This is a genomic window from Azospirillum sp. B4 (genome assembly GCF_000333275.1).
GTDB lineage: Bacteria > Pseudomonadota > Alphaproteobacteria > Azospirillales > Azospirillaceae > Nitrospirillum.
The window spans coordinates 1-10,828 of record NZ_BACU01000380.1 but is presented as its reverse complement, the minus strand read 5'-3'; the positions used below and the strand labels follow the sequence as shown (position 1 = coordinate 10,828).

General features: G+C 67.1%; 11 protein-coding genes and 1 pseudogene. 5 read left to right on the top strand and 7 right to left on the bottom strand.

Going from position 1 to position 10,828, the window contains the following annotated elements:
* From I55_RS16965 to kduD, 4 genes are all read left to right on the top strand, one after another.
* The coding region (locus I55_RS16965; RefSeq protein WP_044561763.1) for a LacI family DNA-binding transcriptional regulator at positions 1–917 on the top strand (917 nt) is incomplete at its 5' end.
* 198 nt (positions 918–1,115) lie between these two features.
* Positions 1,116–2,534 carry a glucuronate isomerase gene (uxaC, locus tag I55_RS16960; RefSeq protein WP_044561762.1) on the top strand — a complete coding sequence of 473 codons (1,419 nt, stop codon included), beginning with the start codon at positions 1,116–1,118 and terminating at the stop codon, positions 2,532–2,534.
* A 26-nt stretch (positions 2,535–2,560) separates the two neighbouring features.
* Positions 2,561–3,406 (top strand): 5-dehydro-4-deoxy-D-glucuronate isomerase, encoded by an 846-nt coding sequence (kduI, locus tag I55_RS16955; RefSeq protein ID WP_044561761.1) that lies wholly within the window; start codon positions 2,561–2,563, stop codon positions 3,404–3,406.
* 14 nt (positions 3,407–3,420) lie between these two features.
* Positions 3,421–4,209: a 2-dehydro-3-deoxy-D-gluconate 5-dehydrogenase KduD gene (kduD, locus tag I55_RS16950; RefSeq protein WP_044561760.1), complete on the top strand. Its 789-nt coding sequence runs from the start codon at positions 3,421–3,423 to the stop codon at positions 4,207–4,209.
* Positions 4,210–4,339: 130 nt separating this feature from the next.
* On the opposite strand, the gene I55_RS16945 is transcribed toward kduD, so the two are convergent.
* Together I55_RS16945 and I55_RS16940 are read right to left on the bottom strand one after the other, a co-directional pair.
* Positions 4,340–4,732 carry a nuclear transport factor 2 family protein gene (locus tag I55_RS16945; RefSeq protein WP_044561759.1) on the bottom strand — a complete coding sequence of 131 codons (393 nt, stop codon included), beginning with the start codon at positions 4,730–4,732 and terminating at the stop codon, positions 4,340–4,342.
* 18 nt (positions 4,733–4,750) lie between these two features.
* Entirely contained in the window at positions 4,751–5,377 is a 627-nt protein-coding gene (locus I55_RS16940; RefSeq protein WP_376739201.1) for an NADPH-dependent F420 reductase, read from the bottom strand.
* Positions 5,378–5,461: 84 nt separating this feature from the next.
* Between I55_RS16940 and I55_RS16935 the strand changes: the two genes are divergently transcribed.
* Complete coding sequence (locus I55_RS16935; protein WP_044561757.1) at positions 5,462–6,391, top strand: LysR family transcriptional regulator; 930 nt, start codon at positions 5,462–5,464, stop codon at positions 6,389–6,391.
* Positions 6,392–6,394: 3 nt separating this feature from the next.
* Here the strand turns inward: I55_RS16935 and I55_RS16930 are convergent, their stop codons facing one another.
* The 5 genes and pseudogenes from I55_RS16930 to I55_RS16915 all read right to left on the bottom strand — a co-directional run.
* Positions 6,395–7,726, bottom strand: a complete 1,332-nt coding sequence (locus I55_RS16930; protein ID WP_049974212.1) for a carbohydrate porin — start codon at positions 7,724–7,726, stop codon at positions 6,395–6,397.
* A gap of 196 nt (positions 7,727–7,922) precedes the next feature.
* Complete coding sequence (locus tag I55_RS38525) at positions 7,923–8,117, bottom strand: TRAP transporter large permease subunit (RefSeq protein ID WP_252181185.1); 195 nt, start codon at positions 8,115–8,117, stop codon at positions 7,923–7,925.
* Positions 8,118–8,232: 115 nt separating this feature from the next.
* Positions 8,233–9,204, bottom strand: a pseudogene (locus I55_RS16925) (TRAP transporter large permease); the annotation flags it as partial.
* A gap of 5 nt (positions 9,205–9,209) precedes the next feature.
* Entirely contained in the window at positions 9,210–9,749 is a 540-nt protein-coding gene (locus I55_RS16920) for a TRAP transporter small permease (RefSeq protein ID WP_044561756.1), read from the bottom strand.
* 4 nt (positions 9,750–9,753) lie between these two features.
* The coding region (locus tag I55_RS16915) for a TRAP transporter substrate-binding protein (RefSeq protein ID WP_211100313.1) at positions 9,754–10,828 on the bottom strand (1,075 nt) is incomplete at its 5' end.

The window sequence follows — 10,828 nt, the reverse complement described above, 5'->3', positions numbered from 1 at the left end:
GCACCATCATCAACGGCATCATCGAGCAGATAGGCTACGTCCCCAGCCCCCAGGCGCGCGGGCTGGCCTTTCAGCGCTCCTTCCTGCTGGGCCTGGTCTACGACAACCCCAACGCCCAGTTCATCGTGAACATCCAGGAGGGCGTCCTGGCCGCCTGCCGCCTGGCGGGGTTCGAGCTGGTCGTGCACCCCTGTGACCAGAAAAGCCCCCATTTCCTGAACGACGCCAAACAGTTCATCCAGCGCCAGAACCTGGATGGCGTGATCATCGTGCCGCCCGCCTCGGAGAACCCACAACTGGTCGAGGTGTTGCGCGATCTCGGTTGCCGCTATGTCCGACTGTCCGCCGTCTCGTTGGATGAGGCCGCGAACATGGTGGTCTACAATGACCGCCAGGGGGCCGCCGAGGTGGCGGAGCATCTGGCGGGCCTGGGCCATCGCGACATCGGCTTCATCGCCGGCCCGTCGCGCCACCGGTCCGCCCATGAACGCCGCGAAAGTTTCGTCGGCACGCTCAAGAGCCACGGCATAACGCTGCGCACCGAGATGGTGGAGGAGGGGGCCTACACCTTCGAATCCGGGGAGGTTTGCGCCACCCGCCTGCTGACGCGGGAGCCCCGGCCCACCGCCATCTTCGCCAGCAACGACGAGATGGCGGCCGGCGTCTACAAGACGGCGCAGCGCCTGGGCATCAGCATCCCCCGCGACCTGACCATCGTCGGCTTCGACGACAGCCCCATCGCCACCCGCCTGTGGCCCTCGCTGACGACCGTGCGCCTGCCGGCCAAGGATCTGGGGCGGCTGGCGGCGGAGAAGCTGATCATCCGCATTTCCAGCGATGAGGAGGAAGGGCACATCGCCACCGGTGTCGTCAGCCGCATGGTGGTGCGCGAGTCCTCCGTGCCGCCCCGGGGCTAAAAATGCCTTAGTGGGATTTTCTTATGCCGAAAGTCGCGATGCGAAATTGACACCGGTTACCAAGACCGGTACGAAATGGGACGGGAGGAGGACGGATCCGGCGTGCCGGATACCGCCCCGCAAAAGACGGCTGACGCATGCCCGGCTCCGCGTGAAGACGGACGGGAACAGCCCGGTGACACTGAAGGAAGGCCCCTCATGGCCCAGCACCTGACCCTGCACGAAGACCGCCTGTTCCCTGCCGACCCCGCGGTGCGCGCCATCGCGCGGCGCCTGTACGCGAAGGTGAAGGGCCTGCCCATCATCAGCCCGCACGGCCACACCGACCCGTCGTGGTTCGCCGGCAACGAGGCCTTCCCCAACGCCACCGCCTTGCTGCTGCAGCCCGACCATTACCTCTACCGCATGCTCTACAGCCAGGGCGTCACGCTGGAGCAATTGGGCATCCCGGCGGCCGGCCAGCCGGCGCCCGACGTGGATCCGCGTGAGGCCTGGCGCCTGCTGGCCGCCAACTTCCACCTGTTCCGCGGCACGCCGTCCTCCACCTGGCTGAACCACGTCTTCACCCAGGTCTTTGGTCTGGACGTGAAGCTCAGTGCCGAAACGTCGGACCTTTACTTCGACACCATCACCGCCAAGCTGGCCACTGACGCCTTCCGTCCCCGCGCCCTGTTCGAGCGTTTCAACATCGAGGTCATCGCCACCACCGAAAGCCCGGTGGACACGCTGGCCCACCATGAGGCGATCCGGGACAGCGGCTGGAAGGGCAAGGTCATCACCGCCTACCGCCCGGACGCGGTGATCGATCCGGAGCATGAGAACTTCCGCCACGCCATGGAGCGGTTCGCCGCCATCACCGGCGAGGACGTGTACAGCTGGCGGGGCTATCTGAACGCCCACCGCAAGCGGCGCCTTGACTTCAAGGCCGTGGGCGCCACCAGCAGCGACCATGGCCACGTCACCGCCGCCACCGCCGACCTGTCGCCGGCCGAGGCGGAGTCCTTGTTCACCCGGGTGGTGAAGGGCACCTTCACGGCGGCGGATGCCGAGCTGTTCCGGGCCCAGATGCTGACGGAGATGGCGGGCATGAGTCTGGAGGATGGGCTGGTCATGCAGATCCATCCCGGCTCCTTCCGCAATCACAACCGGCGCATCTTCGAGACCTACGGCCGCGACAAGGGCGCCGACATCCCGCTGCGCACGGAATATGTCCACGCGCTGAAGCCGCTACTGGATCGTTACGGCAACGAAAAGGACCTGTCCGTCATCCTCTTCACCCTGGATGAGACGGTCTACGCCCGCGAACTGGCGCCGCTGGCCGGCCATTACCCGATCCTGAAGCTGGGGCCCGCCTGGTGGTTCCACGACAGCCCGGAAGGAATGATGCGCTTCCGCGAGCAGACGACGGAGACGGCGGGCTTCTACAACACCGTGGGCTTCAACGACGACACCCGCGCCTTCCTGTCCATCCCCGCCCGCCACGACGTGGCCCGCCGGGTGGATTGCGCCTTCCTGGCTCGGCTGGTCGCGGAGCACCGCATCGATGAGGACGACGCGGCGGAGGTGGCCGTCGACTTGGCCTACCGGCTTCCGAAGCGCGCCTACAAGCTGGACTGAAAACAATAGTCACGGGGAGAAGGACCATGTTCAAGAAGGTGTATCAGGCGACCCATCCCGACATGATGGACGGCGCCCGTAACCAGCAGCTGCGTGACCGCTACCTGATGACCGGCCTGTTCGTGGCCGGTGAGGTCAGCCTGAACTATTCCCATAACGAGCGCTTCATCATCGGCGGCGCCGCCCCGGTGGACGCGCCCGTCAGCCTGCCCCTGCAGACGGAGCCGGCCTCCGCCGCCGGCAAGCCTTTCCTTGAGCGGCGGGAACTGGGCATCGTCAATGTCGGCGGCGCCGGCACGGTGACGGTGGACGGCACCGTCTACGACCTGGCGTCGCGCGATGGCCTCTATGTCCCCATGGGGACGGAGACGGTGGTGTTCGCCTCGGCCGACGCGGTCCATCCGGCCAAGTTCTATCTGGCCAGCACGCCCGCCCATGCGCGCTTCAAGACGGTGAAGATCTCCATCGACCAGGCCGTGCCGCTGGAGCGGGGGGCGCTGGAGACCAGCAACGAGCGCACCATCTACCAGTACATCGTGCCCCAGACCTGCCAGTCGGCGCAGCTGCTGCTGGGCCTGACCATGCTGAAGCCGGGCAGCGTCTGGAACACCATGCCGCCGCACCTGCATGACCGCCGGTCCGAGGTCTATTTCTACTTCGATATCAAGGATGATCAGCGGGTCTTTCACTTCATGGGTGAGCCCGAATTGGCCCGCCACATCGTGGTGGCCAATGACGAGGCCGTGGTGTCGCCGCCCTGGTCCATCCACATGGGCTCCGGCACCGCCAACTATTCCTTCATCTGGGCCATGGGCGGGGAGAACCTCGACTACACCGACATGAAGGTCCTGGACATCTGCCAACTGCGCTGAGGGAGGGCGATCCCATGGCTTTCAATCCCTTCGACCAGAATCCTTTTAGCTTGGCAGGCCGCGTGGCGCTGGTCACCGGCGCCAACACCGGCCTGGGGCAGGGCCTGGCCGTGGCCCTGGCGCGCGCCGGCGCCGACATCGTGGCGGCTGGCCGCAGCACGCCCACCGAGACCGAGGCGGCGGTCAAGGAGGTGGGTGGCCGCTTCCACTTCGTCCATGCCGACCTCGACAGCGTCGGCGTGGTGCAGGGCGTGGTGGACGAGGCCGTCGCCGCCTTCGGTCGCATCGACATCCTGATCAACAACGCCGGCACCATCCGCCGGGCCGACGCCCTGGAATTCTCGGAGGATGACTGGGACCTAGTGATGAACGTCAACCTGAAGACGCCCTTCTTCCTGGCCCAGGCCGTGGCGCGTCAAATGGTCGGGCAAGGCGGTGGGGGCCAAGGGGGCGGGAAGATCATCAACATCGCCTCCATGCTGTCCTTCCAGGGCGGCATCCGCGTGGCCTCCTACACCGCCAGCAAGAGCGGCATCGCCGGCCTGACCAAGCTGCTGGCCAATGAATGGGCGGCCAAGGGCATCAACGTCAACGCCATCGCCCCCGGCTATTTCGCCACCAACAACACTGAAGCCTTGCGCAACGATGAGACGCGCAACCGCGACATCCTGGCCCGCATCCCCGCCGGTCGCTGGGGTCGTCCGGAGGATCTAGGCGGGGCGGCGGTGTTTCTGGCCTCATCCGCAGCGGACTATGTCCACGGCACCGTGCTGGCCGTGGATGGAGGATGGTTGGGGCGGTGACCGCCTTCCGTGATCCAGTACCCAAGCCCGGGCCCCTGGTACCGGGCTTTTTCGTCTACGGCAGCATCCCCAGCGTCCTGATCCCCATAAGGCCTCGCGGCGGTGCGATGGCGCCGCAGGGCCAGCCCGATCACATTCCGGCTGGATTGAGCAGAACCCAGAGCCGCGCGATCTTGCCATCGATGATCTCGGCCGCGTCCGTACCGCTGACCAGCACCGGCCCGCCGTCGGGACCGGCGCTCCAGGGCAGCACGCCCAGCCCGTGATGCCCCACGGCTTGGCCGGCCGGCCGGAAGCGGAACGTCAGGCCGAATTGGTCCAACAGCTTGCCGGCGATGTCCGAGATCGCCGCGCGGCCGGTCACGACGGCCGCCGGCTCGTACATGACGGGTTCCGCCACATACAGAGCCGCCATGGCGGCCGCGCGCGCCGCGGCGTCGCGCTCGTTGAAGACGCGCTCCAAGTTGGCGCGCAGAAGATGGTCGTAGTCCGGCTCTTGCGCCGTCGGTGCGATGGTGGACATGGCGTGGTTCCTTTCCTGTCAGCCGATTTTCACGAGGTTCAGGGCGGGCAGGGGGCCGCCGGGGAACTGGACAAGGCGGCTGCCGATGGCAAGCGGGCCCAGGTCGATGCCGAAGAAGCCCAACTGGTCGATGAGCGTGCCCACCTGCGCCTTCGCGTCCGCGTCGTCGCCGGAGTAGAACAGCACCCGCTTGCCGCCGTCCCCGGCCGGGTCGCTGGAGATCAGGTGCGCCTGCAGGTGGTTGAACGCCTTCACCACCCGGGCCTCTGGCACCAAGCCGGCCACCACCTCCGACGACGACCGGTTGCCCAGGGGGATGGGTTTGAACAGCGGCGCCTCGATCGGGTTGTTGGCGTCGACGACGACGCGGCCCGCCCAGTCCGGAAGACCGGCCAACGCGGCCGGCAGCTTCGACCAGTTCACCGCCACAAGGACGATATCCTGGGCGGCCGCCTGGTCCCGCGTACCCGCCCGGATGGTGGGGCCCATTTCGGCGACAAGGGCGGACAGCGTCTCCGGACCGCGGCTGTTGGCGATGACGGCTGGAATGCCCTTGGCGGCGAGGGCCGTGGCGAAGGCGCGGCCGATTTGGCCGGCGCCGATAATGCCGATCGTGTTCATGGCGCTTCTCCATGGGGTTGCGATGGCTGGAGTGTCGCCCCGTTGACCTGATTTGATTAGTCGTTAATGGCTTTGATCATTTAAAAGTAATCATTTAAAATCAGCCGCATGGAAACGCTGGCCAACCTGGAATCCTTTGTCCGCAGCGCCGAATTGGGCAGCTTTTCCGCCGCCGCGCGGCGCCTGGCCCTGACACCGGCGGCGGTCGGACGCAATGTCGCGATGCTGGAGCGCAATATCGGTGTGCGGCTGTTCCACCGCTCGACGCGCAAGCTGACGCTGACCGAGGCGGGGGAACGCTTCCTGATGGGGATCAGCGGCAACCTGGATGCCCTGCAGGCGGCCATCGCCGAGGTGGCGACCAACGCGGAGGAACCTGCCGGTGTGCTGAAGGTCAGCCTGCCGCCCAGCTTCGGCGCCGCCCACATCCTACCGCTGCTGCCCGCCTTCCTCGCGCGCTATCCACGTATTCGCCCCGAATGGCATTTCGAGAACCGTACGGTGGATCTGATCGCGGGAGGGTACGACGCGGCCATCGGCGGCGGTTTCGACCTCGCGCCCGGCGTTGTGGCGCGTCCGCTGGCGCCGGCCCACATCATCGCGGTGGCGTCACCAGCCTTCATGGCGGGCCGACCGGCCCCCTCCGACCCCGCCGGGTTCAGGGGCTGGGCGGGCGTCGTCATGCGCGCCGCCCACACGGGCCGGGTGCGGCAGTGGGTTATGCGCGACGCCGCTGGCGCCGAGATGCCGGTGGCGCTGTCGGAAACCGTGGTGGTGAATGATCCCGCCGCCATGCGCGAGGTGGCGCTGCTGGGATTGGGTGTTGCGCTGCTGGCTGTGCCGGATGCGCTGCCGCACCTGCAGCGGGGCGAACTGCTACGGCTGGCGCCCCGCTGGTATGCCGACGCCGGCGCCATCTCGCTGTACTACGCCAGCCGCGCCCTTCTGCCAGCCAAGACCCGCGTCTTCATCGACACCGTGCTGGACGCGTTCCGCCGTGATCGCCTGGCGGAGCGTTTCGCCGGCAGTCTGGGCTAGGCCTCATATCTCCGCGTGGAAACGCAGGCCCAACACGTTGGCGGGGCCGCGGTCGCGGTTGTAGGCCGGGTTGGCGATGAACTGATAGTCCAGGGTCAGGTTGAGGCCAGTCCACAGGGCGGCGCTGTAGTAGGCCTCCACGACGCGCTCGCTGCTGTAGCTCAGCCGCCCGTCACCCACCAGGATGCCGGCGCCACCGGCCGCGAGGTAGGCCCGGGCGTCGGCGTTCATCATGTTGACCACGCCGGCCATGCCGGCGGTGTCCTGGGTACGGCCCCAGGCGGCACCGGTGGTGGAGGCGCCCACGGCCAGGGACTTGTTCACGTCGGTGAACTCATAGGCCTCCTTGGAACCGTCGTTGGCGCTGGCGCGCAGGAACAGGCCCCAGTCGTCCCCCATCTGCTGTTCCGCGTTCAGCGCGAAGCCGGCGCGGGTGGCATAGCGGCGGACGTCGCCGCTGTCGGGGGTGCCGCCGGTCAGGGCCGCCTGGCGCACGGCGTCGGCATAGCCGCCCATGTTGGCGTGGTTCTGGAAGACCAGCAGCTTCACCTTGCCGTCGCGGCCCATCAGCTGGTGCCGCTCCTCCGCCTCCACCACCAGTTCGTATTGGCCGAAGCCGCGTTCCAGCGCCTTGTCGTTGGGCTTGCGCGACAGATCAAAGACGCCGGCCCGCAGGGTCCACCAGCTTTGCGTCCATTCGGCGGCGGCGCCATAGCTGTAGCCCCAGGCGTCCGCGGCGTAATCGAAGGCGCCGCTGTCCACCACCGTCCAGTTCAGGAAATCCTTGCGCGGGTCATGGGCATAGCTGTTGGTGTCGAAGATGTCGGTGACGGAGAACTTGCCGGCGGTGATGACCAGGTTGTCGGCTGTGCGGCTGCCGCCCAGCTGGTTGGCGCCGGCCTCCAGCGGCTGGAGGTCACCGCCCAGGTTGAAGGTCTGGCGGAAGAAGGCGCGGTCCAGGCGGATGTAGGGCTCGCTCTCCCCCACCTTGTAAGCCTCGGCACTGGGAAAGCCCGCCACGCCCAGCGTGTTGCTGAGGCCGAAGCCCTGGTCGATCTCGGGATTGGCGTAGAACTCCATGCCCGGCCACAGCCGCGCGCCCGCGTAGAGCGTGGCGTCCGTCGTCTCGTTGCCGCGCGCGGCCGGGTCCAGGCTGTTGGCGCCCCGGTAGGGGGAGGTGAAGCTGGGGTGGTACTGCTCCACCAGCGTGAACTGGCCGTGCAGGCTCCAGCTTTCCGCCTCAGGCATGTCCGCCTCGGCGGCCAGCGCCGCGCCGCAGGACAGGACCCCGCAGGACAGGACAAGGATAGGCGTGATGGTGAGAAGCGTTTTCATTTAAATAACCCGCCCGCCGGAGCATGAATTCAACAACCGCGTTCCTTTGGCAAAGTTCCGTTACGGATTTGCGATGGGAAGCGCGGTTGTTATACGGTTTCGGCGGGCGGTATGCGCCCATACGAAGGTTTGGGCAAGTCGGGCGTTTTGTCGCATCTCCCCTTGATTGTTCTGTTATTTCATAACGTTAGTGACGTTATTTCATAGCATTGGGCAGCCAAAGCGACAGGAATGGTATGTAGGAGACGAGCATCAGGACCACGCCCGCCGCCAAGTAAAACGGCCAGATGGAACGCATCAGCTGCCCCACCGGTACCCGGCCGATGGCACTGCCCACGAACAGGACGGAGCCGATGGGCGGGGTGATCAAGCCGATGCCGCCGTTCAGCATCATGATGACGCCGAACTGAACCGGGTCGATGCCGAAGGCCTTGCCAACCGGCAGGGAAGATGGGGGTGCAAATGATGATCTGGGGGCCCATGTCCATGAAGGTGCTGAGCAGCAGCAGGATGATGTTCATGATCAGCAGCACCATCACNTTATCGCTGCCAACGCCCTTCAACGCGGCCACCGCCGCCGCCGGTACTNGCAGATAGGACATCAGCCAACCGAAGACGCTGCGGGCGCCGATCATGAACAGGATGATGCCCGTGGTGTGGGCGGATCCGGCGCAACATTCCTTGAAATCCGCCCAGGTCAGGCGGCGGTAGACGACGACGGTGACGAAGACCGCGTAGACCACGGCGATGGCCGCACTCTCCACCGCCGTGAAGATGCCCGCGCGCACGCCGCCGAACACCAGCACCACCAGCAGCAGACCGGGGCTGGCCGACAGCAGGCGGCGGCCCACGGCGGCAAAGCCGGGGAAGGGCTCCACGGCGTAGCCGCGCTTGCGCGCGATGAGGTAGGCCGTGACCATCAGGGCGCCCGCCATCACCACGGCCGGCAGGATGCCGGCGGCGAACAGGTCGGCGATGGAGATGCCGCCACCGCCCGCCGCCGAATAGAGGATCATGTTGTGCGAGGGCGGCACCATCAGCGCCACCAGGGCGGACGTGATGGTGACGTTGACGGCGTAGTCGCGGTCGAAACCGCGCGCCACCATCTGCGGGATCATGGTGCCGCCGATGGCCGACGCGTCCGCGATGGCGGAGCCGGAGACCCCGCCGAAGAAGGCGGAGGCCAGCACGTTCACCTGGCCCAGGCCGCCGCGCAGATGGCCCACCAGGGCCGACGCCAGGCCGATCAGCCGTTCGGAGATGCCGCCCCGCATCATCAGTTCCCCCGCGAAGATGAACAGCGGGATGGCGATCATGGCGGTGGAACTGATGCCGGAGGTCATCTGCTGCACCAGCACCATGGGTGGCAGGCCCATGTACGCGATGGCGGCGACGGCGGCGGCGGCCAGCGAGAAGCCCACGGGCACGCCCAGCAGCAACAGGATGGCGAAGGCGCCGAAGAGGATGGCGGTTTCCATGGGGCTCAATCCTCCACGATGACAGGGGCCGGGGTGGCAGGGGCCGGGGTGGTTGGGGGCACCAGCAGCCGCTCCAGGGCGAACAGGGCGATCAGGGCGCCGCCCAGCGACAGGGGCAGGTAGTTCAATCCTTCCGGCAGCGCGGTACCCGGCATGGCGATGGCCCAGTTGTCGGCCATAAGATCCCAGCCCCAGATGGCCAAGGCGGCGCCGATGGCAAGCACTACCAGGCGGGAGAAGCCGGCCAGCACCGTCTGCGCGCGCGGCGGCGCCACCTGGGCCAGGGCGATGAAGCGGAAGTGCATCTCCCGCCGCGTGGCCACGGCGGCCCCCATCATGGCGGTGGTGGTCATGAGCAGCAGGGTCAGCGGCTCGGTCCAGCCGGGACTGTCGTTCAGGACATAGCGGGCGAAGACCTGCCAGCCTTCCGCCAGGCTCATCCCCACCATGCCGACGGCGGCCAACACCGTGGCGGCGTGTGATAGGCCGGTCAGGATCAAACCGGCGATTCCCGAAGGCGCGGTCGCGGCGTGGGTCGCATGCATGGGCTCAGGCCTCCTGGCGGATGCGGCGGTAGAACTGCTGGATGTCGGGATTGGCCAGATAGGCCTTCAACACCGGCTCGGTCGCGAGGCGGAAAGCATCCTTGTCCACCTCCGATATCTGCACGCCATTGGCCACGCAGTGGGCCTTGGCCGCAGCCTCGTCCTTGTCCCACAGCTCACGCATGACGGCGACGGAACGGGCCGCCAGGTCCAGGACCAGGTCCCGGTCGTTCTTCGTCAGCGCCCGCAGGCTGCGTTCGGAGATGAACAGCAGTTCCGGCGACATGGAATGGTGGGTTTCCGCCCAATGGTGCGCCACCTCGAACTGGCGGGTGGAGTCCAGGCTGGGCCAGTTGTTTTCCGCGCCATCGATCAGGTGGGTCTGCAGGGCTGTGAACACCTCGCCGAAGGACAGCGGCGTGGGATTGGCGCCCATGGCCTGGGTCATGGACATGAAGATGTCGGACAGCGGCACCCGGATTTTCATGCCGTGCAGGTCGCGCGGCTCATGCACCGGGCGGCGGCCGTTGTAGATGCAGCGGGCGCCACTGTCGTAGAAGCAGGCAGCCACCAGGCCGCGCTGGCTCATGGCCGCCAGCAGGTCCTTGCCCACCGCACCGTCCAGGGCGCGGCGCATGTGCGCCGTGTCGTCGAAGACGTAAGGCAGCGTCAGCACGCCGGAGACGGGGAAGATGTTGGTCAGCGCCGCGAAGTTCACGCGGGTGAAATCCAGCGCGCCATAGCGCGTCAGGTCTATGGTGTCGTTCTCCCGTCCGATCTGGCCGGAATGGTAGACGCGCAGGGACAGGCGCCCCTCCGTCTCCTTGGCCAGTTGGTCCCCGATCCAGTGTATGGCCTGGACGGTGGGATAGTCCTGCACATGCACGTCGGACGCGGTGAAGGTGCCGGGCGGCGGGGCGCCGGCCAGGGCCTCATGGGCGCCCAGCGCCATGCCCACGCCGGCAGCGGCCATGCCGCCCAGCAATTGTCGGCGCTTCATCACAATCCATCCCTCCCGTTCATTATTCTTCAGGGGCCTGGCGGCGGCCTGGTGGCGGATCGGCGCCGTCAGGGTGGAT